This window comes from Acinetobacter sp. ACIN00229 (genome assembly GCF_016106645.1).
GTDB classification, from domain to species: domain Bacteria; phylum Pseudomonadota; class Gammaproteobacteria; order Pseudomonadales; family Moraxellaceae; genus Acinetobacter; species Acinetobacter oleivorans.
The window spans coordinates 1-24,517 of sequence record NZ_JADWOM010000033.1 but is presented as its reverse complement, the minus strand read 5'-3'; the positions used below and the strand labels follow the sequence as shown (position 1 = coordinate 24,517).

Below are 24,517 nucleotides of genomic sequence, written 5' to 3'. Positions count from 1 at the left end.
CGTTGCTCAAGGCGTTTTAGGTGGTCAAGGCGGTTTCGGTGGTCATCAAGGTGGTTTTGACAACGATACTAAATTTGAAGATGGTCAAGAAGACGAAAATAATCGTTAATTGAAATCTAAAAAAAAGCCAGTCAGATAATGACTGGCTTTTTTTATGTTTATTTATAAATTAATTTAAAATATTTAATTCAACAGCAGTCGTAATGTGATCATTATGGCTGATATATCTAAATAAATAGAGTTTTAATCGATGCTATTAATATTAGCTGCTGCTTTAAGCAGTGTTTTGGTGTCCATCCTATTAAAAAACTTAAAGAAAAAAGGTTACCAGCCGCTACAAATGATTGCATGGAATTATGCGAGTGCAAGTCTTCTTTGCTTTTGGTGGTTTCAGCCGGATATTCAACATATTTCAATAGAAAAGACGCCTTGGTGGTTAATTGTTGCACTAGGAATGATTTTGCCCAGTATTTTTCTATGTTTAGCTAAATCATTAGAATATGCAGGAATTGTTAAGACCGAGGTTGCACAACGACTTTCCGTGGCACTTTCTTTACTCGCCGCTTATTTCATTTTTAATGAGCAATTTAATGCATTAAAGCTGTGGGGAATAGGTCTAGGAGTTTTTGCAGTCTTACTCGTCTTATTTGGACAAATGAATACTTCTTCGAATCATCAATCTCGAAAAGCAATTGTTGCTCTATTAAGTGTTTGGTGTGGATATGCCGCGGTAGACATTCTCTTAAAATATACGAGTAGTTTAGGTCTTCAATTTACACTCACGTTGAATCTTATTTTTATTACATCTTTTATATTATCAATTTCATATTTATTGGTGCAGAAAACCCAAAAATGGCAGCTTAAAAGTGCTATAGCTGGATTAGTATTAGGTGTGCTTAATTTTTCAAATATTGCTTTATATGTGAAGGCTCATATCCTTTTAAAGGATTCACCTGCAATTGTTTTTGCAAGTATGAATATTCTCGTTGTGTTATTAGGAATTGCAAGTGGCGTTATTTTATATAAAGAAAAATTAAAATGGCCTACCACTTTGGGTATTTTATTGGGGATCAGTGGCGTAATTTGTTTAGCTAGGGCAATGAGTTTATAGTTCAAGAGAGTTGAATCTCTTGAACTATTTTAATTTTATAAATAGGTGAAAATAACTTCATCTGGGAGACGCGATTTAGGAAGTTTTGCATTGAAATCGTTTTCACTGCGATAACCTAGAGAAACAATGACTGAACTACGCAGGCCTTTTTCAGTTAACCCAAGCTCAGCATTTAAAATATCTTCATCAAAGCCGCCCATTGGCGTAGCATCAATTCCTTCTAAACCCGCAGCAAAAAGTAGTTGCCCTAAAGCAATGAATGTTTGATTTTCCATCCACCCAAATAAATTTTTCTGCTCATTTCGATAGAATTCAACATAGCCATGGCGAGTATCTTTTTGGCCGAGCTTTGCTTTTTCATCTTTAAAACGACCGCTCAAATCATCTTGTTCAAGCAATTGATTTAAGTATTCAGCTGAAATATCTGTTCTTGTGCAAAAGATAAGTGTGTGTGATGACTCGAGTACTTTTGGAGCGTTGTAAGCATATTTACCTGTTAAGGCTTTTGCAATTCGTTCTTTAGCTACTTGATTATCTGCAACTACGAAATGCCAAGGCTGAATATTTACTGAAGAAGGGGTAAAACGTAAAATTTCTAATAATTTATTAAATTTTTCTCGAGGAATTTTCTTTTCAGAATCATACGCTTTTGTTGTATAGCGACTTTTAACAGAATTCAATAGGTCCATAGGTGTGCTCCATATCAATCTTATGGCAATTGAGAGAATTTAATCTTTGCCATCATACGCTATTTTATTCAAAAACATTTCCTATGTAATTCGATAAAGAAATATAATGTTTATATAAAATTTTAGTAATTTATTGAAAATGATTGATTTACTGCCAACAGATGCAAAGAGTAAGCTGCGAGAAATTAGAATTGTTAAAGCCTTTATCATTCTTATATTTGTATTGAGTCTTCTTATTTTATACATTGATTATCATGATCATGCACATATAAACTGGAAATTTATATTTATTGTCAGCATGTGTGTGATTTACGATTCTGATTTAAATAAAAAAATTAAAGAATTGAAAGTTGAAATAAAAAGTGACTAATTTCTAGTTAATAATTCCAGACAATCAATTCGAGCTGTTGCGTATTTGAGGATGGATCAATTTCCAAAATATAAGCCTGATCTTCACGCCAATCGCCAAGAACAATTCGTTGTTTAGCTTGTACCTGATGAATTGAAGGGCGATGAGTATGTCCATGAATCAGTATATCTACATCTTCTAAAGCAGAAATAACAGCTTGTTCATTTACATCCATAATTTCATAGCTTTTTTGCTGTTTATCAGCGGAGCTTCTTTTGCGAAAGCCATTCACTAGTTTAGTCCGAAAACTGAGAGGAGTCCGGCGTAAAAGAGCAACTAAGAGCGGATTTCGAATAATTTTTTTAAATCTTTGATAAGAAATATCATCTGTACATAATGCATCGCCGTGTTCTAGACGATATTGATGTCCTGCGATATTGAGGAAATAAATGTCAGGGAGTAAGACGCCATTAAATTTATTGAGGAAAACTTGATTAAGCGCAAAATCACGATTACCGACTTGAAAGTAAACCTGATTCCCTTTTTGATTAAAGTCTTTTAAGGCCTCAACAATTTCATCAAGCCATGGTGCTGAATAGTCATCTCCAATCCAGGCATTAAACCAATCGCCTAAGATATAGAGTTGAGTATTTTTATGTTGGTAATGCACCAATAAGTCTAAAAACCCTCGAACGAGTCGAGGGTGTTCAGGTGACAAATGTAAATCTGAGATAAACAGATAAGTCACAGCTTTATCCTAAAATTATTCAGAAATAATTTTAGCAGATTCGATTACTACATTTTCTAAAGGAACGTCAGCGTGATAACCGCGGTTGCCAGTGCGAACACCTTTGATCGCTTCAATAACATCTAAACCTTCAACAACTTTACCAAATACAGCATAACCCCAACCTTGAGCAGTTTTAGAAGTATGGTTCAAGAAAGAGTTATTTTTTACATTGATGAAGAATTGAGCAGACGCTGAGTGAGGAGCTTGAGTACGCGCCATTGCAATCGTACCTTCGTCGTTGCTTAAACCGTTATCAGCTTCGTTTTCAATTGAATCGCGTGTCGCTTTTTCTTTGAAGTTTTCATCCATACCGCCACCTTGGATCATGAAACCATCAATGACGCGGTGGAAAATAACGCCGTCATAAAAACCGTCACGTACATATTCTAAAAAGTTTGCTACTGTTTTAGGTGCTTTTTCAGCATTCAGTTCAAGAACAATACGACCTTTATTGGTGTTTAATTCGACTTGAGGAAAACTCATTACATTAATCTCCTAAACATGGGCTTATGACCATGGGTTTTTGGTTGAGAGAAGCATAAGCAAACTGTAAACTACAAGGCAAGTAAAAAACGTTAAAATCTTTGTGAAAAATGAAGATAGCGTTTAAATTTTTCGAAATTTTATCTACAAAGAAGTGATTGATACACTATGAAGCCTAATGATGTTGTCTCGAGCCTGCCAAATAACCCGACACCGAATACTCATGCCTCTGTCGATTCTGCGCAGCAAGAACAACAGGCTGGCTTAGATTTCGTTCGCCAAGTCATTACTGAAGACTTGGCTGCTGGGCGTGCAAAGCAGATCGTAACGCGTTTTCCACCAGAACCAAATGGCTATTTACATATTGGTCATGTAAAAGCAATTTGCCTAAACTTTGGTGTGGCTGAAGAATTTGATGGGTTATGTAATTTACGTTTTGACGATACAAATCCTGATGCTGAAGAACAAGAGTATGTTGATGGTATTGCTAATGATGTGAAATGGCTTGGTTTTAACTGGAATGGTGAGCCGCGCTATGCATCGGGTTATTTTGATCAATTATATGCATGGGCTGTTCAACTCATTGAGCAAGGCGATGCTTATGTTGATTTACAATCTCCAGAAGAAATTAAGTTAAACCGCGGTAGTTTTGTTGAACCGGGTAAAAACTCACCATACCGTGATGCATCTGTTGAAGAGAACCTTGCGCGTTTTGAAAAAATGCGTAGTGGTGAATTTAAAGAGGGTGAAGCTGTTTTACGTGCCAAAATTGATATGGCAAGTCCAAACGTACATATGCGTGATCCAATTTTATATCGTGTATTGCATTCAGAACATCACCAAACAGGTGATAAATGGAAAATCTATCCAATGTATGACTATGCTCATCCATTGTCTGATGCGATCGAGGGGATTACTCATTCGCTTTGTACATTAGAGTTCCAAGATCATCGTCCGTTTTATGACTGGATTGTAGAAAAGGTAAAATCTCAAGCGGTTCCACATCAATATGAATCTTCACGCTTAAATGTGGACTACACCATTACATCAAAACGTAAATTACGTAAATTGGTGGAAGGTGGTCATGTGAATGGTTGGGATGACCCGCGTATGCCGACTGTAGTGGGTATGCGTCGTCGCGGTTTCACACCAGAAGGCTTACGTGAGTTTTGTAAGCGTGTAGGTGTATCAAAAACTGACGGTATTGTAGATGTTGCAATGCTTGAGTTCTGTATTCGTCAATCTTTGGAAAATACAGCTGCGCGTGGAATGGCTGTTTTAAGTCCACTTAAAGTGACTTTAACTAATTTACCAGAAGATATGGATCTTACACATGCTCGCCATCCTAACGTGGATATGGGTGACCGTGTGATTCCTTTAACTAAGGAAATCTATATTGACCGTAAAGACTTTGAAGAAGTACCCCCAAAAGGCTTCAAGCGTTTAGTTCCTGATGGTGAAGTGCGTTTACGCCATGCTTATGTCATTAAATGTGATGAAGTTATTAAGGATGCTAATGGTGAAGTCATTGAGCTTAAATGTTCAATTGACCCAGAAACCTTAGGTAAAAACCCTGAAGGCCGTAAAGTGAAAGGCGTAATTCACTGGGTATCTGCAACAAAAGGTATTCCTGCTGAAGTACGTATTTATGATCGTTTATTTACAGAAGCAGATCCTGAAACAGGTGATGACTTCTTGGCGAACTTAAATCCGGATTCATTACAAGTGTTAGAAGCTGTAATTGAACCTGCTTTGGCACAAGCGAGTCCAGAAGATCGTTTCCAGTTTGAACGCGAAGGTTATTTTGTTGCTGATCAACACGATCACTCACCTGAAAAACCAGTGTTTAACCGTATTCTCGATTTAAAAGATAGCTTTAAGCCTGAGAAAAAGTAAGACGCATAAAATGTTTTTGAGCAAATAGCAGATATAAAAAAGCCCAACTTAGTTGGGCTTTTTTATATCTATTTTCTTACATATATTATGCTTTATAGTGCTTTTGCAAATAAGCTAAGCTGGATTAACCACGTAGAAATAAAGAACAATGATGATAAGAAGAATAGATGCTAGCGTTAAATAAGTGTTCACTGTATTAAAGCTTTTAAGAAATTTCAGGATTTCCATAGTAAATCAGCGTTTATTTTATGTTACAAAGTTAATAAATTAATAATACACGGAAATTAATTATAAAGGTTCCCAAAGACAGATTAATAATCGATCTTTGGGTGAAAAATAAGCATTTAGTTTTATGGATATACTTTAACTAATATATTGAATTAAAGATTAACCACTATATCCAATTCGTTTAAGGAATTTTTGAATAACATCAAAAGCAGCATGTTCGAGGTTTTGAGCATATTGCTGATTTTCTTTGCGAAGTTTTGGAATTGAAATATTTGCATGGCGAAGTTCACATGTATGACCAATGAGCCATTTTTCAAAATGTTCTTCAGTCGTTTCAATGTGGAACTGCAAGGCAAGAATATTATTACCGACTTCAAATGCCTGATTGGTATAAACATCGGAACTTGCTAAAAGCACAGCATTTTCAGGAAGATCGAAAGTGTCGCCATGCCAATGTAGAACATGAACATTGTTAAGCAAACCAGATAAAACCTGATTAGCACGTAAGCTTAAGCTGAGTGGACCCCATCCAATTTCTTTTTGATGTCCTGCATATACTTTTGCGCCAAGTGCATGAGCAATAAGCTGTGCACCTAGGCAAATACCAAGTGTAGGCTTGTCAGCTGCTAAACGTTGTTTGAGTAAAGCGATTTCATCTTTTAAGAATGGATAATCATCAGTTTCATAAACTCCGATTGGACCGCCTAAAATAATAGTTAAACCTTCATGTGAAAAAGCAGGGGTTAAATCATCAACACCTGCCTCAAAATAACGGACGCGAAATCCGAGTTGATAAAAGACATCTTCTAATGAACCTAAGTCTTCGAAAGCAAGATGCTGAATGGCATAAATAGTTTTTGGGAAGGCGTTTGTTGTGCTCATACAAATGATTCATAGAAGATCAATAGGTGGAGTATAGCGATAAATATAAAGAAGAAAATATCTGTATAAATCGTCAATACCTGAAAATTGATATTTTTCGTTAAAATGATGTTGTTATGCAAAGGATTATCTATTTATCAATAAATCCCTAAACATATTCTACTGTTTAAAATAATAGCTTTTGAGTTCCCTCAAGACCTAAATCTGAAAGTTGATGTTCATCTTTTAAATTAACTCCTGAAAAGCCGAGCTGTTTTGATTTTTTCATTAATGTCATTAAGCGTTGTACCGCAACTGGAATACTTAAGCCTGCAGAGCGGACATTAGAAATACAATTACGTTTAGCATCAAGGCAGCCTGAATATGCATTCCACGTGTAGTAAATTCCCATACTGTCAGGAGAGCTTAAACCAGGGCGCTCACCGATGAGCATCACTAGCATGGGTGCCTTAAAGATCTCAGCAACTTCATCACCTAAAGCAACCCGACTGCCTGTTGCCAGTGTAATGGGTGCAAGAGTCCAGTTTTCTTGCTGAACTTGTTCACTTAGTGCAGTAATGAATGGAATAGCATTCACTTCAATCGCTCTTGCAGAGAGTCCATCACCGACCACAATACAAACATCGTATTGCTGAGGCTCTTCTGCATACTTTTTAATTAATACATCTTTTGATTGATCTGAAAGCTGACGTCCTAAATCAGGACGTTTAAGATAGATTTCCTTATTAGGAGCATTACTTTGGGCATGAAGACTTTGCAGCTGTCTTTGCGCTAATTGCTCAGATAAATAGGAAACATCCATGTCTTGATAAACCGCATCTTTTGCTTGCGCATGCGACAACTGGAATTCAAGTAAGGCTTGTGTTGGGATGCTACAACCTGCACGGCCCAGAGCAATGCGGGCATCGGTAAACTGTTTAAGTTTTTCCCACTGATCTTGATGAGTAGAGGAAGGGTATTGAATATCACGGTTCAGTTTCATAGCGTTCTCCCTAGTTCATGAGCAGACGAGAGAATTGGTCGGGCATGTGGTCTGCCCAACAGATTTGAGAGTTTTGTTGTTTAAAAATACCTTGCTGTTCAAGCCAAGCTGAAAACTCAGGAGCGGGTTTTAAACCGAGGAGTTGTCTTAAATAGAGGGCATCATGGAATGAGGTCGTTTGATAGTTGAGCATGACATCGTCTGAACCCGGAATTCCCATAATAAAATTAATGCCCGCAGCACCAAATAGAGTAAGGAGAACATCCATATCGTTTTGGTCGGCATCGGCATGATTGGTGTAACAAATGTCGCAGCCCATTGGTACTCCGAGTAACTTGCCGCAGAAATGATCTTCTAGTCCCGCACGTATAATTTGTTTGCCGTTAAAAAGATATTCGGGACCAATAAAGCCAACGACTGTATTCACTAAAAGCGGATTGTATTTACGGGCCACTGCATAAGCACGTGTTTCTAATGTTTGCTGGTCAACGCCGTGATGAGCATTGCTGGATAAAGCACTGCCTTGACCCGTTTCAAAGTACATGACGTTTTGTCCAATGGTTCCGCGCTTGAGTGCGAGCGTGGCTTCATATCCTTCTTGTAGTAAATCGAGTGAAATTCCAAATCCTTCATTTGCCAGTTGAGTGCCAGCGATTGATTGAAACATTAAATCAATGGGCACATTTTTTTCAGCAAGTTGAATGCCTGAGCTGATATGGGTAAGTACACAAGATTGTGTTGGAATTTGATATTCCTGAATGACATGATCAAGTAATTTCAGTAGCTCTGACAAATTATGCAGGTTATCTGTTGCAGGGTTAATGCCAATCACGGCATCACCATTGCCATACATCAAACCATCTAAAATACTGGCAGAAATACCGAGCACATCATCGGTCGGGTGGTTCGGTTGTAAACGGGTAGAAAGATGACCTTTTAAACCAATCGTGTTGCGAAATTGGGTGATTACTTCACATTTGCTGGCGACATAAATTAAATCTTGATTGCGCATAATTTTGCTGACAGCAGCCACCATTTCTGGAGTTAAACCCGATGCTAATGTTTTTAAGCTTTGGGCAGTTGCTTCTTCTCCAAGTAACCAATTTCGAAAATCACCTACTGTAAAGTGTGAAATAGGGGCAAAGGCTGCCAGATCATGTTCATCAATAATCAGTCGTGTAATTTCATCAGTTTCATAATCGACCATAACTTCATTTAAAAAGGTTTTAAGCGGTACATCGGCCAAAGTCATTTGTGCCGCAACATGTTCGGTTGCGTCTCTGGCCGCTACACCGGCTAATTCATCGCCAGAACGTAACGGCGTTGCTTTTGCCATCAAGGTCTTCAAGTCAGCAAAATGATACTGTTGATTGGCGACAATATTCCGATAACTCATAGTTACATCCTTTTTTATAGTTCTTGTTCTGCGGCTTTAATATTTGCAAACTCTTCTTCTGGTGTGCCTTTAACTAAATGATAACGGCTGTAGAGTAAAAAGTAAGCAATAAATGCGACATAAATAGTGGCAGCAATAAACCAAACTTTTGGATTAACAACAAAGCCTGCAACTACAGCAGCGACTGCTAGAACTAAGGCAATACTTGAAGTAACGATTCCGCCAGGAGTTTTATAAGGACGAGGCATGTCGGGTTTAGATAGGCGTAGCTTGATGTGGGATAAAAGAATCAACACATAGGAAATAGTGGCACCAAAAACCGCGATTAAAATGAGTGAATCGCCTTCTTTGGTAAGTGAAAGCAAGAATCCAATAATGCCCGGAATAATAATCGCAAGATAAGGGGCTTTATTTTTATTGGTTAAAGAGAGTGAAGTAGGTAAGTAGCCAGCACGAGAGAGTGCAAAAATTTGACGTGAATAGGCATAGATAATTGAAAAGAAACTCGCGATTAAACCTGCTAAACCAACAAAGTTAACAAAAGTCGCAAGCCAAGTATTGGTACCATAAACTTTAACCAGAGCATCGACGAGGGGAGCACCTGAGTTTTGCAAAGTACTTGCACCTGCTGCGCCTGCACCCAAGAATAAAATGAGCATGGCAAATGCCGTTAAGATGAGCATTGCACCGATTAAACCGCGTGGAAGAGATTTTGCTGGATCTTTTGCTTCTTCGGCGGCTAATGGCACACCTTCAACTGCAAGGAAAAACCAGATTGCAAAAGGAACAGCGGCCCAGATGCCTAAATAGCCATGAGGTAGAAAACGACTTGCGCCAGCTGCTGTGCCAACAGGAATATCTAACAGATTTTGTGTATTAAAATGTGGAATCATTGCGACAATAAACACAACCAGAGCAACAGCTGCGACAAGTGTAATTGCGAACATAATTTTTAAGGCTTCGCCAGCACCTTTCAGATGTATGCCCATAAAAATGGCGTAGCAGGCGAGATAAATCATCCAGCCATTAATACCAAATAGAGATTCGCAATAACCACCAATAAATACGGCAATCGCCGCAGGAGCAATTGCGTATTCAATTAAAATAGCTGTGCCTGTTAAATAGCCCCCAAAAGGGCCAAAGGCAGCACGTGCAAAACTATAACCACCACCTGCTGTCGGCATCATGGTGGACATTTCTGACATAGAAAGACACAGGCACAGATACATGATTGCAGCGAGGGCAGTGGCAATAAACATACCCCCCCAGCCACCTTGGGCTATACCGAAGTTCCAGCCAGCAAAATCACCTGATATCACATAAGCTACGCCTAAACCAATCAGGAGTAACCAACCAACCGTACCTTGTTTAAGTTGACGTTGAGCAAAATATTCTGCTGATGAGACTTCTGTACTTGAAGAAATGACGGAAGCTGTTTCTGGCTGATTCATACAATACTCCTGCGAGTGGATTTGTATGAATCAATGCAAAAGCAATGCCTAAATGAAGCACTTCAGAGAGTAGATGAAACTTTTTTATTCTAAAAGATAAAAATTCAAGCTTAACAATCGTAAATAAAGAAGCCAGCAATCTAAATTACTGGCTTCTTATATAATTAATAATCTTACTTCTTTCTAGTGTTGATAGTTTGGTATCAACTTGGTGCGAAACTTAGAAGAAGCCCATTGGCTTAGTTGAATAACTCACCAACAAGTTTTTAGTTTGTTGATAATGATCTAGCATCATCTTATGGTTTTCGCGGCCAATACCAGACTTCTTGTAACCACCAAATGCAGCATGTGCCGGGTAGATGTTGTAGCAGTTTGTCCAAACACGGCCCGCTTCAATAGCACGACCAGCACGATAAGAAATGTGAGCTGAACGTGACCAAACACCTGCACCTAAACCATACATGGTATCATTGGCAATTTTAATTGCATCGTCAAAGTCTTTGAACGTTGTCACAGCAAGTACAGGTCCAAAAATTTCTTCTTGGAAAACTTGCATGCCGTTGTGACCTTTAAAAATAGTCGGATCAACATAGTAACCATCGCCTACTTCTTTACGGCCGCTACCGCCAAGTAAGAGCTCTGCACCTTCTTCACGACCAGTGTTAATACAACGTAAGATTTTCTCTTGTTGTTGTAGAGATGCTTGAGCACCAATCATCGTTTCTGTATCAAGTGGATGACCAGTTTTAATACGTTTTACACGCTCGACGGCCATTTCCAAGAACTGATCAGCAATACTTTCTTGTACTAAAGCACGAGAAGGGCAAGTACATACTTCACCTTGGTTTAAGGCAAACATGGCGAAACCTTCAAGCGTTTTTTCTAAGAAGTCATCTTCTTTATCCATGATATCTTCAAAGAAAAGGTTCGGTGACTTACCGCCAAGTTCTAAGGTGACTGGAATAATATTTTCAGTCGCATATTGCATCACCATTTGTCCAGTTTGAGTTGAACCTGTGAACGCGATTTTTGCAATACGTGGGTTTGTCGCTAAAGGGCGGCCGACTTCTGAACCGAAACCATTGACAATATTAAGGACACCCGGTGGTAAAATATCTTGGATCAGTTCAGCCACCAACAAAATACCCACTGGAGTTTGCTCAGCTGGTTTAATCACAACACAGTTACCAGCCGCTAAAGCTGGTGCAAGTTTCCATGCTGCCATCAAAATCGGGAAGTTCCACGGAATGATTTGACCAACTACACCGAGTGGTTCGTGGAAATGATACGCAATGGTATCTTCATCAATTTCAGAGATGCCACCTTCTTGAGCACGAATACATCCAGCGAAATAACGGAAATGGTCAATCGCAAGTGGAAGGTCAGCTGCTAAAGTTTCACGCACTGCTTTACCGTTATCCCAAGTTTCTGCAACAGCAAGTATTTCAAGATTTGCTTCTAAACGATCAGCAATTTTTAAAAGGATATTCGAGCGTACTGTTGGTGATGCTTTATTCCATGTTGCTTTCGCTTTGTGCGCTGCATCTAGAGCGAGTTCAATATCTTCGGCACTAGAGCGTGGAATACGTGTAAAAGCTTTTCCGTCAACAGGAGATACATTGTCAAAATACGCACCCTTTACAGGTGCTACCCATTCACCGCCAATAAAATTTTCGTATTGTGATTTAAATTGAACTTTTGAGCCTGGTTGATTTGGATCGATATAGCGCATATAAATATTCCTTTGCTTTTTAGGACTAAAGACTAACAAGAACCCTGTCAGTAGGTACTTTCGTACTTTGTATAATTAGGATATAAAGAAGAAGGTTGGAGAAAGGTTGGAATAGAAATGTGGATATATAAGGAATTTACAAATGTTCACAAAAAAGGATTTATTGCAGCAACGGACGTTGATTGATCAACTGCGCACGCAAAATAGTCTCTCTCCTCAGAATGCTGCCAAACTCGGCCAAAGTATTGCAAGCTCATGGGAACGGTCAGCTTCTGCTGCGATTCCTAAAGAGCGTTTTGCTGCTCCATTAGTCGAGAAAAAAACTGCTTCACAAAATGCTTTAGATATGGCTTTAAGTCAGTGTGCTGACGATTTACGTCATATTGCAGAGCAATCTTCAATGGTGATTGCTGTCGGTGATATCGGTAGTACCATTATCTGGACGGCACCAAGTCCTCAAATGCAAAGTGCTGCTGAACGTGTACATTTTGTGAAGGGTGGTCAGTGGCGTGAAGAATTTGTGGGCACAAATGCCTTAGCTTTATCTTTAAAAACTCAACAATCAAGCTGTGTTTTTTCAAATGAACATTACATGGAATCGATCCACGAGTGGGTGTGCTATGCCGCACCGATTATCGATCCATACTCAAAACAAACCCTCGGTGTCGTTGATTTATCAACCACTTGGAAGAACCATAATAGTTTAGGAATATTGGCTGCTGAACGTTGTGCATCCATTATTCAATCTGCTTTGCTAGAGCAGCAGCGTCAACAGTTACACATCCGGGCATTTTCGACGCCGCAAGTTAAATTTAACGGTAAAAGTTTATTATTAACACCGCGTCAAATTGAAATTTTAACCATATTGGCTTTATGTCCACATGGCTTAACTTTAGAGCATCTTTATCAGGCGCTCTATGGCGAACGTAAAGTCAGTATGGGTACGCTTAAAGCTGAAATGTCTCAACTACGAGATATTTTGGGTGGTTTACTTGGTTCACGTCCATATCGTTTGCTGGTACATGTTGAAGCCGATTTTTTACAAGCGGAACAAGCACTGGATGCAGGATATGCGGCCTCAGCTTTGCAGCTTTACACAGGTGTGTTTCTGGCAAAAACGGAAAGTCCGTTTTTATGTGCATGGCGTGACTGCCTTGAATCACGTTTGAGCGATGCAATTTTTAAAACGCAAGAAACGGATTTATTACTTAAGCATTTAGCTCATTTCCCTGAAGCAATCGATGCGGTAGAACGTCTTATGGAGTTAGTACCGAGCGAACATCCCGCGCATCAATTGCTGATGAAATACCTTGACTCACCTAAGCTGAGTTAAGTGATTTTTTGATCCAGCCACTGAAACAATTGTTGATAGACTTGTTCTCGTACTGGCTGGGCCGAAAGGACTAAATCATGTAACCCATTGTGAATAGAGACAACAGAGACATCGCCTTTGATTTTTTTACCAAATTTTTCAATGTCTTTAACGTCTAAAATTACATCGCTTTGAGTCGCATCTGTTCCCCATTTTTTAGGGTTTTTAGTCTGGTGAGAATGCATAATCAGCGCGGGAACATTGAGTTTAACCCCGCGATGTATTTCTTTTTGTGCCGTATGAATCGCATGTAGAAAGCTGAGTTGAACCGTAGGGGCAGAGGTAGGTTTCCAGTCCAGATTAAAGTCCCATTCGCCCTTGAGCTGTTTGTGAAGGCTCGTGGTGTACCATTTGTTTAATTGACTTGGGAATTTAACTTTTGGCAGATATTTTCCTACTCGACTGAGTACTGGAATACCAAATTTTTTCTCGACCAAGCTTAAATTAAAATCGTAAAACGGGCTGTTTGCCCAAAGTGCTTTAATCAGAGGGTGGTTTGGGTTATGGGCAGCATAAAGCGTCGCTGTCAAACCGCCAGTCGAATGCCCTGCAAGCAAGACTTGTGTGTGCTGTTCTTTGCCAATAATCTCTAATGCTTGTGTAATTTCAGCATCGTATTCATTTAAATCAAGCACATTATAGAAAATTTGATGAGGCAGCTTTGAACGGCCATATTTTCTTAAATCTAGCGCATAGAAGTCATAACCATGAGCATTGAATTGCTCAGCCATTTGGGTTTGAAAGAAATAATCTAAAAAACCATGAATATAAAGCACGGCTTTTTGAGTTGATTGAGCAGCCTTTTTACGCACTAAGGTAGCTACAACTTTTCCTTCGTAATCATTAGAAAAATTGAGTGTGAGCTGTTCATAGCCAGTACCTAAAATATCTGGAACATAATTTTGATTAGCTGAAGATGTATTCATTTTTATCGAGCTATTGTAATTAAGACATGCTGAGTATCCTTCAATGAAATGGGCGAATTGTCAATCAGGTTTAGAGAAGGTTGGAATAGAGTTTCTAAAAAAAGGGAATACCGCTGGAGCTAAGTATTCCCAAAAAAAGTAAGTCAACGGTCGGAGGGATTTGACTTACTAGAGGGATATGCCATTACATCAGTATTAAAGTGCTGCTTTAAAAATCTCCACAACTTGCGCATGATTTGCTTTACGAGGGTTGGTCAACATACACGCATCTTTTTGAGCATTATCGGCCATTACTGCAAGGTCTTCAGTTTTCACCCCTAGCTCTGTTAAACCAGATGGAATACCAATAGATGAAGACAGTTTACGAATGGCATCAATAGCAGCATATGCAGCTTCCATCACTGTTAATCCATGAGTTCTTACACCCATTAACTCCGCGATTTTTGCGTAACGATCTGGGCAAGCAATTAAGTTAAATTCACACACGTGTGGTAACAAGATTGCATTACATACGCCGTGAGGTAGGTTGTAAAAACCGCCTAACTGGTGCGCCATTGCATGAACATAACCTAAAGATGCGTTGTTAAATGCCATACCAGCCAAGTACTGTGCATAGCTCATTGCATCACGCGCTTCGATATTTTCACCATTTGCGACAGCAGGTTGTAACCACTGGCTGATCATCGTAATCGCTTTTTCTGCACACGCATCGGTAATTGGATTTGCCGCCGTAGACACATATGCTTCAACTGCATGGGTTAACGCGTCCATACCTGTTGCCGCTGTTAAACCAGCTGGTTTTGCAATCATGAGTTTCGGGTCATCAATGGCAATAAGAGGGGTGCAACGCCAGTCAACAATCGCCATTTTTACGTGAGTGTCTGTATTGGTAATAATACAGAAACGGGTCATTTCAGATGCAGTACCTGCTGTTGTGTTCACTGCAATCAGTGGTGTCATTGGCACTTTGCTTTTATCAATACCTTCGTAGTCACGAATATGACCACCACCAGCAGTGACTAAACCAATCCCTTTTGCACAGTCATGAGATGAACCGCCACCTAGAGAGACAATAAAGTCACAGCCATTTTCGTTATAGGCATTTACACCGTTATGAACATTAATATCGGTTGGGTTAGGTTCTGCACCCGGAAAAATATGGCTCGCAACGCCTGCTTCAGTTAAATAGTTTGCGATAAGATCTGCGACACCAAATTTAAATAAGCCTTCATCGGTCACAATTAATGCTTTTTTTGCGCCGAGGTTTTGTGCCTTTGTACCAATTTCTTTGGCACATCCTGGTCCAAAGAGTGATACGCATGGAATATAAAAACCGTTTGTTTGATCTGCAATATTTTTAAAAGCCATGGAGTGATTCCTTCTTCCATATATCCATTGTTTGTTATTACAGGTGAGCCTCACCATGGCCTTAGTATTGTGATGTGAAGATTATTTTCCTACCTACCAAAAACCTACCAAATATTATTTTATTATTAGTTGTTGATTTATAATGATTTTACAGAAATTCTGGCGCATTCATTTAATTTTTTCGGGAAAGTCGTTAAGCTATGGGCTGTTGAAGATGTACTTATGAGATTATGAAACAGGAAACTGCGCTTAAACTGCTTAAAGCAGGTGAAAATGTCTTTTTAACCGGTTCGGCTGGTGCAGGGAAAACCTATACACTTAATCAGTACATCCAATACCTAAAAGCACGTAAAGTGCCTGTGGCAATTACGGCATCTACAGGTATTGCTGCAACACATATGAACGGCATGACCATTCATACATGGGCGGGCATCGGTATTAAAGATCAGTTAACTGACGATGATCTAAAACGTATGAAAGAGCGTAAATATCTCAAGGAACACCTTGAAAATGCGCAGGTTCTCGTCATCGATGAAATCTCGATGCTCCATGCTAAGCAGCTTAATCTGGTCAATCAGGTTTTAAAATATTTTAAAGAAAGTGATGAAGCTTTTGGCGGTATTCAAGTCATTGTGGCTGGAGATTTCTTTCAGTTGCCACCTGTTGGGCGTAATAGTGAAGCCAACCGTGACAAGTTCTGTTTTATGTCTGATGCATGGGTCGAAGCCAAATTCCGCGTATGTTATTTAACGGAACAACACCGTCAAGATGATGAAATTCTAAATCAGATTTTAAATGCCATTCGTGCGCAGAATATTCAATCAGATCATTTACACGCATTACGTCAATCACGCTCACAAGATATTGGTGAGACCTTTACTCGTCTTTATACGCACAATATGGATGTCGACAATATCAATTATCAGCACTTAAATGAAATTGATAATGAAGGGCATCAATTCAATGCCGTTTTAGACGGTAATGAAAAGTTATTAGAAACTTTAAAATCTTCGGTTCGTGCTCCTGAAGAACTTACCTTAAAGAAACATGCAAAAGTCATGTTCGTAAAAAACAACTTTGATATGGGATATATCAACGGGAGTTTAGGTGAAGTTATTGGCTTTGAAGAAGATGATGAAAATGGCTTATTACCAAAGGTAAAACTAACCGATGGCACGACATTGTTAGTTGCCCCTGAAACATGGTCAGTCGAAAACGAAGCGGGCAAAGTGATTGCAAGTTTTCAACAAATTCCGCTTCGTTTAGCTTGGGCAATTACCATTCATAAAAGCCAAGGCATGACTTTGGAAGCTGCTGAAATTAACCTCACGAATACCTTTGAAAAAGGTCAGGGTTATGTAGCATTGTCGCGTTTAAAATCTTTAACTGGTCTTAAGTTATTAGGGATTAACGAGCAAGCTTTAGAGTTAGATAGTTTAGCTGTAAAAGCTGATCGCCGTTTTCAAGAGCTTTCTAAAGAAGCTGAAGACAACTTTGCAGATGTAGATTTAACCGCTCAGCATAAAGCCTTTATTCGTCACTGTGGCGGCACCTTAAATGAAACTGAGATTTCTCGTAATGAGAAGAAACTCGCAAAAGGTGGAAAGCAAAATTACGCTACGGCAACGCTAGACGAGACACGTGCGTTGTTTGAAGAAGGCTATGAAATTGAAGACATCGCGCATGAGCGTGGTCTGACACCAGCAACCATCATTAATCATTTGGCTCGACTTCATAAAGAACAAAAGCTAGATATTTCAGTTGCCCATCCGGGTGAAGAAGTAGTCGAAGAAATTCGCAAAATTTATAAGAAGCTGAAAAAACGTCAAAATCCAGATCATTTTTCTGATGATGGTTCGATCAAACTAAGACCAATTGTTGAAGCAACCAGTCCTCGAATGGGATATGATCAGGTTCGATTAGCTTTATTATTTATTGAGTAAAGTTTAATTAGCTTAATTACTTATTACATAAATTGAGGTGGCTATGCCGCACGTTGTAGTTGATTATTCAGAAAACTTAACTGGATTAAACGCAAAACAATTACTTGAAGAAATTAATACCACACTGATTGAGACAGAGCTATTTAGTCCAGAAGACATTAAAAGCCGTGCGCGTAAAGACGAGATTTTCCTCATTGGCTTAGGGGCTGATCAAGCTTATATTCATGTAAAAGTTTATATTTTGTCGGGAAGAACTGACGAACAAAAACAGCTAATGGGTGACCAGCTATTAACGGCGCTCAGCAATAAAAATTATCTACAGCAAGAGTTTAATAAAGAAATTCAATTGTGCGTTGAGCTTGTCGATATGCCAAGAGAAGATTATTTCAAGCAAGTTGTATAACACTAAAAAGCGCAATTTCGATCAAGAATAGAGATCAGCACTATGTAAAAGTAGTGCTATCGAATGAACAGACATAAATGTATGGCTGTATATATACAAAAGCTGCAACTGGTTTGCGATTATATTCAAAGACATTTAGATGAAGATTTAGATGTTGACCGATTGAGCCAGATTGCGGCCTTATCTAAGTTTCATTTTCATCGTATTTTTGCCATTCATATTGGTTTAAATGTGATGAAGTTTATTCAACTTTCTCGTTTAAAGCGGGCCTCTTTTCAATTGGCTTTTGAACCAGATCTCAAAATTATTGAGATTGCATTGCAAGCAGGGTTTGATAGTCCCGAGGCATTTACTCGTGCATTTAAGCGTTCATTTGATCAAACTCCTCGGGCTTTTAGAGATAAACCGGACTGGGAATCTTGGCACCAGAAGTTTGTTTTTACACTTCCAAAAAGTGAGCTAAAAATGAATGTAAATATTGTTGAGCGTCCTGTTGAAAAGATTGCCTATCTGTCTCATTTAGGCAGTCCAGATAAAGTCTTTGAAACCGCTGCACGTTTTATTGCTTGGCGTAAAGAAACAGGTTTGTCGCCTGTGACCAAGTCTAGAACTTATGGTATTCCGTTTGCTGACCCTGAGCAGACTCCGTCTGACGAGTTTCGATTTGATATTGCTGGTTCAATTGAAAAGGCTGTACCGGAAAATAGTTACGGCGTACTAACAGGGGAAATTCCTGCCGGTCGTTATGCGACCGTAAGACATTTGGGTAGCCACGACCAGATTAAAGATAGTGTTTATTACATCTTTAGAAACTGGTTACCTGAGCAAGCCGAAGAAGCAGGAGAATATCCAGTTTTCTTTCACTATCATAACTTTGTGCATGATGTGAAAGAGTGTGATCTTATTACAGATATCTACTTACTTTTAAAATAAGAGTAGTGGGATAAAGGCATAACTTGCGGTTATGCCTTTAAACCTAATAGCTTTATATTTGCATATTGCTCAATAAGATTGTCATCTAACATATGGATATAGTCCATAAAAATGGTACTAAAACTTCCCATCGTTTGTGCCTGATTGGCAGCAAGTTTACCCGCAATTGCAAAATGCACATGGGCTGAAAGCGCTGCAATGGTTGGAGTCGTTACCGCACTATATGCAGCGATTAATGCACCTAAAGCACAACCAGTTGCTGTAATTTTGGGTTGTAAGGGGCTGCCACCGTTAACTTGAATAACGACATCTAGCTCTTTAGATAAAATGTAATCTGACTCACCTGAAATTGCGATACAGTCGGTATGTACTAATAGCGCGTAAGCTTGTCGATAGGCATCATCACTACTTAGGGTACTATCAACACCTTTAGATTGAACTTGATTACCTGCAAGTGTACTGATTTCTGATGCATTACCACGAATAACACTAGGCTTAAACTGTAGAAGCTCATCTGTCATTTGACTGCGCCAAGCTAAAACTGGCCCATAGCCCACCGGATCAAGCACCCATGGAATGTTATTAAGCTGTGCTGTTTTGGCAGAGATTTGCATGGCTTGCATTTGCTCTGAAGTAGGTGTCCCCAAATTAATGCTTAAAGCCGATGAAATTTTGGTAAAACTTTCTGCTTCATAAGGATTATCAATCATCGCAGGTGAAGCCCCAGAAGCGAGTAACACATTGGCTGTATAGTTAGCCGCAACGCTATTGGTAATACATTGCACAAGAGGCGTTTTTGCCTGCATGCTTTGCCAAGCTTCAATGACCTGTTCAATCAAACTAGATGTCGATGTCATATTATTATCCCTAGTAAGCTAAAGTGATATAGATTTAGTGGGTAAAATAGTGATCTTGATGCTTACATTTTTGGCAAATCAAAGAAACATAATCTGCCGCATCATAATCAACGGTTAAATCATTTGAACCACAATGCATACAACGTTTGACAGAATAAAAGTTTAAACGTGGTTCAATTTTGCGCCATGCTTTCCATACAGGTTGTACAAATATCTCTTCGTCATAACCTAAGAAACGGTTAAGCAAAATATAACTCATTTTACTATAGGGAATATTATGAGGACGCGGCAGCATGGAGGTTTCCCACTTTTCTGTTAAGGCTCTCTCACGATATTGCTCTAATGTTTTCTTTAACAAATTGGTGTTAATAAATTTCTCATTGCGAGGCTGCAATGCTTTTTGTTTATAAAGATATTCGAGTGCCGTCTGAATCAGATAATAGATCTGTCCAATCGCCAATGATTCCATTAAGCGGTAGCAAAAGCTTTGGAAATTTGAACTCCCAGCAATCTGGATGCCCCAAGTTCGACAATAAAATTGCATGAACTGAATAATTTCTTGATAGAGCACCTGAAAAAGTACATCTTTAACTTCATCTGCACTACGAAAGGGAACGCCGTAACTTAAATTTTCATAAAACCAATTACGTAGTTGCTGAGCTACACTAAATAAACTTGGATCGCTGTAGCCATCTAAACGAATATTTAAATAAAAACACTGTGGATCTTCAGTTTGATCATTTGCATTCAAAATACCATCTTTATGCAGCTGTTTAATTAAATAGCTCTGAAACATCCAGTTAGGAGTGATCTGATGATATTTAATTTTGTCCCAATGAATATATTCATCATGAGTGATTTCTTCACGTGCATATTCATCTAAAAGACTCAGCAAGAACAGTTTATGCAGAAAACTGAGCTGTTCCAGACTGCGTTGTGGTTGTTCTTTTGATTTAAATTGGCGTTGTTCTTGTAAGCGTGTTTGCTGTAAAAGCTTTTTCCGTTGTTTTGTGCATGTCTCACAGTGGCACGTCATTTTTTCATCTTTAAATATGCGGTGCTGACAATGACTACATTCATGAAATTGAATGTCTTGTTCAAATTGCTCGGCATCTACCCAGTACATTGACGCTTGGCAGAGAGGACAATGGCTACTTTCATCCAGTTGTTTCTGTAGAATTTGTAAGGCCATTTTGCTCCGAACATAAAATAAAAATGATGGGGGCTATTATACACAGCCGTACTGTATATGGCTGAGATTGCGAGTTCCGTTTGTTGTTAAAATAAAAAGACCTAAAATCTATGTGGGAATTTTAGGTCTTCATCTCGAGTTAAATTGTTGATTAAACAGGGCACGGCAAGTTCTCATCATTCTGTCCAAGTTTTTTGGCATTAATAAGTGCCTGTACTTTTTTACTTGGTAATTTTACTTTGCCTAGTGCATCGTAAGTATTCACAATGGAGCTAACCTCCTGAGTGGTCATAGAAATACCTTCCGCAGTTAAGAACACTGCAATCACATGGTGATCGAGTCCTGCCGCATGTAAATCATGAATCGCTTTAATATTTTCTAAACGATGAAAATGTGCTTTTAATTCCATATTGACACCTCTTGCTCTTATTGAAATACCCATATTGGTCTATTTAAATAGGCAAGAACCATGCCCAAAATGTAAGCTGACTCTAAAAAATGTTAAAAGCTAAAGGTGTTTTATTTTTATTGTATAGATTGCTTATATAAACAACGATTATCGTAAATTTGGTCTAATCTGTGCTAATAAAACCAGATTCTAATTTGAAATGTATCAATGAAGTCCCATTAATTTTATAAAGGTAAGCAAATACAGTATGTATGACTTGGCGTATGATATTTCATGGCGACTCATACTGCCGTTTTAGACGAGTATATAAGGAATAAAGATGAATATTGCGGCGCAGCCTCCAGTTCAGGCAGATCAAACAGTTTATTTAAAAGATTATCAAAAACCTGCGTTTTTAGTTGAATCAATTAATCTTGATATTCAAGTATATGACGATAAAACGATTGTTGATTCAACGTTAGTGATGAAGCGCCAAACTGAGGGTGATCTGGTTTTACTTGGTCGTGATCTTGAGTTGCAATCTGTTCAGTTAAATGGACAAATTTTGACTTCTGCACAATATTTACTCGATAGTGAGCAATTGGTGATCACTAACGCACCAGCTGAAGTCATTTTACAAACACAAGTCATTATTCATCCTGAAACCAATACTCAATTAGAAGGTTTATATAAAGCCGATGAGTTGTTTGTAACCCAAAACGAACCTGAAGGTTTCCGCAAAATTACGTTCTACCCAGACCGTCCAGACGTACTTTCAGTCTTTACTACACGTGTAGAAGCAGACAAAAAATATCCAGTATTACTTGCCAATGGTAATTTGCTAGAAACAGGTGAAGTTGGCGAAAACCGTCACTTTGCGATCTGGCAAGACCCGACTAAAAAACCAAGCTATTTGTTTGCTTGTGTCATTGGTGATTTAGTTGTACTTAAAGATCGCTATACGACCTCTGAAGGGCGCGATGTTGCTTTAGAAATCTATGCGATTGAGAAAGATATTCCAAAATGCCATATCGCGATGGAAGCATTAAAGCATTCAATGCGTTGGGATGAAGAACACTATGGCCGTGCCTATGACCTCGACAACTATATGATTGTTGCGGTAAGCCAATTCAACATGGGTGCAATGGAAAATAAAGGTTTAAATATCTTTAATACGTCATGTGTACTTGCCGATGAAGAGTACACAACTGACGCAGCGATTATGCGTGTCCAGTCTGTGATTGCCCATGAATATTTCCATAACTGGACAGGTAACCGTATTACTTGCCGTGACTGGTTCCAACTTTGCTTAAAAGAAGGTTTAACGGTATTCCGTGATCAATCTTTCTCAGAAGATTTACAATCTGCTGCGGTTCAACGTATTGATGATGTCGCTGTGCTGAAATCTCATCAGTTCCCTGAAGATGCAGGTCCATTGTCGCATCCGCCACGTCCAGACCACTTTGTCGAAATTAATAACTTCTATACAGCAACTGTTTATGAAAAAGGTGCGGAAATTAACCGCATGATGTCGACTTTACTCGGTAAAGAAAAATACCGTAAGGGGACAGATGAATACTTCCGCCGTCATGATGGTCAGGCTGTAACTGTAGAAGATTGGGTTGCTGCTTTAACAGCGGGTTCTGGTGTAGATTTATCTGCATTCTTAACTTGGTATAACCAGCCAGGTACACCAAAGCTTGAAGCAAAAGGTGAATATGATGCAGCCGCACAAACTTACCGTTTAAGCTTTAAACAAAGTCTGAAAGCACATCCTAAATACCCAAATTTAAAAGCTGTTCCGATTCCTGTAGCTTTAGCGCTATTTAATGTTAAAACAGGTGAGCAATATACATTGCACAGTGACAGCCTATTTGTAAACGACGTTAAAGATGGCGTGTACTTGTTTGATCAAGACGAGGCAAGCATTGAATTTACTGGCGTGACTGAGCAACCAGTGGTGTCGCTACTGCGTAATTTCTCAGCTCCTGTAAATCTTGTATTTGATTATACCGATGAAGAATTAGCATTCTTAATTCAGCACGAAACGAATGGTTTTAACCAATGGCAAGCCACACAAACCTTGCTTGAACGTATCTTGCTAGAAGACCATTCTGCCGATGCTTACATTCAAGCTATTCAAAGCACTTTACCTGAGCTAGTTGGCCGTGACCCGCTTTTAGCATCGCGTTTGTTTGATGTGCCAAGTGAAGGTTATTTAGGTAGTCGTATCGATCAGAACTATGCACCATCTGATATTCATGTAAAACGTGAAGCCTTGCTGAATCGTTTGGCACAAGAGTTAGGTTCATTCTGGAAAGATACTTACCTTACGCTTGACCCAGACTTGCAAAAAGAGTTTTCTTTGGCAATGGGTGTGCGTGCATTAAAGAACATTATGCTGATGATGATGGCTCGTCAGGGCGATCAAACTGCATTTGAACTTGCACACGTGCAATATCAAAACACAGGTAATATGTCTGAACGCTTAGGGGCGTTACGTGTATTGGTTTGGCAAAATGCGCCTCAAGCTCAAGATGCACTTGCTGATTTCTATGACCGCTTTAAAGATGAAGCCTTGTCTTTAGATCAATGGTTCATGATTCAGGCAGCAAACCCAAATGCGACAGCAGAAACAATCGAGTACCTGACTCAACATCCTGACTATGATTTAACAACGCCAAACCGTATTCGTGCGGTGAGTGGAGGGTTGTCAAATAACCCTGAAAACACTTGGGGCTTTGGTGTAGCTCACTTTATTAACCTTGCACAATATCTAGATGAAAAGAACCCAATTTTAGGTTCACGTCTGTTACAGGTATTGTCGCGTTGGTACACACTTGCTGAACCGCAACGTACTCAAGTGCAACAGGCTTTACAAGCATTACAGCCTAAAGTGAAATCGAAAAACGTTTCTGAAACTTTAAATAGTATGTTAAGCGTTTAATTATTTAAAAATACTTAATAAAGGTCTCGTAAGAGGCCTTTACTTTTTTATATATGTAATAGTTATTCAACGTTTTAAATAAACAAGAATATCCTTGTTGTAGTTCATCTGTAGCTCTAAGTTTTATCATTTTATTGTTTTATAAATTATAAAACTTAATATTTTTTGAAGATGGATCTTTAAGATATAATATAAAATG

22 protein-coding genes and 1 pseudogene are annotated in these 24,517 nt (G+C 38.9%); 9 read left to right on the top strand and 14 right to left on the bottom strand.

The window, feature by feature from the left end; all coding sequences use genetic code 11:
• A pseudogene (locus I7H67_RS19820) lies at positions 1–109 on the top strand (RNA chaperone Hfq); the annotation flags it as partial.
• A gap of 141 nt (positions 110–250) precedes the next feature.
• Positions 251–1,111 carry a DMT family transporter gene (locus I7H67_RS19185; protein ID WP_198308601.1) on the top strand — a complete coding sequence of 287 codons (861 nt, stop codon included), beginning with the start codon at positions 251–253 and terminating at the stop codon, positions 1,109–1,111.
• A gap of 35 nt (positions 1,112–1,146) precedes the next feature.
• Here the strand turns inward: I7H67_RS19185 and nfsB are convergent, their stop codons facing one another.
• On the bottom strand, positions 1,147–1,800 hold the full coding sequence (nfsB, locus tag I7H67_RS19180) for an oxygen-insensitive NAD(P)H nitroreductase (protein WP_198308600.1): 654 nt from the start codon (positions 1,798–1,800) through the stop codon (positions 1,147–1,149).
• A gap of 139 nt (positions 1,801–1,939) precedes the next feature.
• Between nfsB and I7H67_RS19760 the strand changes: the two genes are divergently transcribed.
• Complete coding sequence (locus tag I7H67_RS19760) at positions 1,940–2,170, top strand: hypothetical protein (protein WP_227602611.1); 231 nt, start codon at positions 1,940–1,942, stop codon at positions 2,168–2,170.
• Positions 2,171–2,177: 7 nt separating this feature from the next.
• Here the strand turns inward: I7H67_RS19760 and I7H67_RS19175 are convergent, their stop codons facing one another.
• Together I7H67_RS19175 and I7H67_RS19170 are read right to left on the bottom strand one after the other, a co-directional pair.
• Entirely contained in the window at positions 2,178–2,897 is a 720-nt protein-coding gene (locus I7H67_RS19175) for a UDP-2,3-diacylglucosamine diphosphatase (RefSeq protein WP_198308599.1), read from the bottom strand.
• Between the two features lie 15 nt (positions 2,898–2,912).
• Positions 2,913–3,422, bottom strand: a complete 510-nt coding sequence (locus I7H67_RS19170) for a peptidylprolyl isomerase (RefSeq protein ID WP_198308598.1) — start codon at positions 3,420–3,422, stop codon at positions 2,913–2,915.
• A 168-nt stretch (positions 3,423–3,590) separates the two neighbouring features.
• On the opposite strand from I7H67_RS19170, the gene I7H67_RS19165 reads away from it, so the two are divergent.
• Complete coding sequence (locus I7H67_RS19165; RefSeq protein WP_151827174.1) at positions 3,591–5,318, top strand: glutamine--tRNA ligase/YqeY domain fusion protein; 1,728 nt, start codon at positions 3,591–3,593, stop codon at positions 5,316–5,318.
• Positions 5,319–5,432: 114 nt separating this feature from the next.
• Here the strand turns inward: I7H67_RS19165 and I7H67_RS19755 are convergent, their stop codons facing one another.
• The 6 genes from I7H67_RS19755 to I7H67_RS19140 all read right to left on the bottom strand — a co-directional run bounded on the left by I7H67_RS19755 (position 5,433) and on the right by I7H67_RS19140 (position 11,989).
• Complete coding sequence (locus I7H67_RS19755) at positions 5,433–5,546, bottom strand: hypothetical protein (RefSeq protein ID WP_081399129.1); 114 nt, start codon at positions 5,544–5,546, stop codon at positions 5,433–5,435.
• Positions 5,547–5,705: 159 nt separating this feature from the next.
• Entirely contained in the window at positions 5,706–6,428 is a 723-nt protein-coding gene (locus tag I7H67_RS19160) for a glutamine amidotransferase (protein WP_151822627.1), read from the bottom strand.
• 166 nt (positions 6,429–6,594) lie between these two features.
• Positions 6,595–7,410 (bottom strand): ethanolamine ammonia-lyase subunit EutC, encoded by an 816-nt coding sequence (gene eutC, locus I7H67_RS19155; protein ID WP_198308597.1) that lies wholly within the window; start codon positions 7,408–7,410, stop codon positions 6,595–6,597.
• A 10-nt stretch (positions 7,411–7,420) separates the two neighbouring features.
• A complete protein-coding gene (locus I7H67_RS19150; protein WP_198308596.1) occupies positions 7,421–8,806 on the bottom strand; it encodes an ethanolamine ammonia-lyase subunit EutB in 1,386 nt (461 codons plus the stop codon).
• Between the two features lie 14 nt (positions 8,807–8,820).
• Positions 8,821–10,257, bottom strand: a complete 1,437-nt coding sequence (gene eat, locus I7H67_RS19145) for an ethanolamine permease (RefSeq protein ID WP_198308595.1) — start codon at positions 10,255–10,257, stop codon at positions 8,821–8,823.
• 220 nt (positions 10,258–10,477) lie between these two features.
• A complete protein-coding gene (locus tag I7H67_RS19140) occupies positions 10,478–11,989 on the bottom strand; it encodes an aldehyde dehydrogenase family protein (protein ID WP_198308594.1) in 1,512 nt (503 codons plus the stop codon).
• Positions 11,990–12,131: 142 nt separating this feature from the next.
• Between I7H67_RS19140 and I7H67_RS19135 the strand changes: the two genes are divergently transcribed.
• The gene (locus I7H67_RS19135; protein WP_005073689.1) at positions 12,132–13,322 is read left to right on the top strand and encodes a helix-turn-helix domain-containing protein; all 1,191 of its coding nucleotides are present in this window, start codon (positions 12,132–12,134) and stop codon (positions 13,320–13,322) included.
• Here I7H67_RS19135 and I7H67_RS19130 read toward each other — a convergent pair.
• Both I7H67_RS19130 and mdh read right to left on the bottom strand, forming a co-directional pair.
• Positions 13,319–14,287 (bottom strand): alpha/beta hydrolase, encoded by a 969-nt coding sequence (locus tag I7H67_RS19130; RefSeq protein ID WP_198308593.1) that lies wholly within the window; start codon positions 14,285–14,287, stop codon positions 13,319–13,321. The genes I7H67_RS19135 and I7H67_RS19130 overlap by 4 nt on opposite strands.
• A 195-nt stretch (positions 14,288–14,482) precedes the next feature.
• Positions 14,483–15,655 (bottom strand): iron-dependent methanol dehydrogenase, encoded by a 1,173-nt coding sequence (gene mdh / locus I7H67_RS19125; protein WP_004791599.1) that lies wholly within the window; start codon positions 15,653–15,655, stop codon positions 14,483–14,485.
• Between the two features lie 230 nt (positions 15,656–15,885).
• On the opposite strand from mdh, the gene I7H67_RS19120 reads away from it, so the two are divergent.
• From I7H67_RS19120 to I7H67_RS19110, 3 genes are all read left to right on the top strand, one after another.
• The gene (locus tag I7H67_RS19120) at positions 15,886–17,598 is read left to right on the top strand and encodes an AAA family ATPase (protein ID WP_198308592.1); all 1,713 of its coding nucleotides are present in this window, start codon (positions 15,886–15,888) and stop codon (positions 17,596–17,598) included.
• 43 nt (positions 17,599–17,641) lie between these two features.
• The gene (locus I7H67_RS19115) at positions 17,642–18,001 is read left to right on the top strand and encodes a 5-carboxymethyl-2-hydroxymuconate Delta-isomerase (RefSeq protein ID WP_198308591.1); all 360 of its coding nucleotides are present in this window, start codon (positions 17,642–17,644) and stop codon (positions 17,999–18,001) included.
• A gap of 81 nt (positions 18,002–18,082) precedes the next feature.
• Entirely contained in the window at positions 18,083–18,934 is an 852-nt protein-coding gene (locus tag I7H67_RS19110) for an AraC family transcriptional regulator (protein ID WP_198308602.1), read from the top strand.
• 29 nt (positions 18,935–18,963) lie between these two features.
• Here I7H67_RS19110 and thiM read toward each other — a convergent pair whose 3' ends face one another.
• The 3 genes from thiM to I7H67_RS19095 form a co-directional block, all read right to left on the bottom strand.
• On the bottom strand, positions 18,964–19,791 hold the full coding sequence (gene thiM, locus I7H67_RS19105) for a hydroxyethylthiazole kinase (protein ID WP_005306557.1): 828 nt from the start codon (positions 19,789–19,791) through the stop codon (positions 18,964–18,966).
• Positions 19,792–19,825: 34 nt separating this feature from the next.
• Positions 19,826–20,983 carry a hypothetical protein gene (locus I7H67_RS19100; protein WP_198308590.1) on the bottom strand — a complete coding sequence of 386 codons (1,158 nt, stop codon included), beginning with the start codon at positions 20,981–20,983 and terminating at the stop codon, positions 19,826–19,828.
• A 151-nt stretch (positions 20,984–21,134) separates the two neighbouring features.
• The gene (locus I7H67_RS19095) at positions 21,135–21,392 is read right to left on the bottom strand and encodes a hypothetical protein (protein WP_013197392.1); all 258 of its coding nucleotides are present in this window, start codon (positions 21,390–21,392) and stop codon (positions 21,135–21,137) included.
• Positions 21,393–21,711: 319 nt separating this feature from the next.
• Between I7H67_RS19095 and pepN the strand changes: the two genes are divergently transcribed.
• Positions 21,712–24,318, top strand: a complete 2,607-nt coding sequence (pepN, locus tag I7H67_RS19090) for an aminopeptidase N (protein ID WP_198308589.1) — start codon at positions 21,712–21,714, stop codon at positions 24,316–24,318.
• Positions 24,319–24,517: the final 199 nt, after the last annotated feature.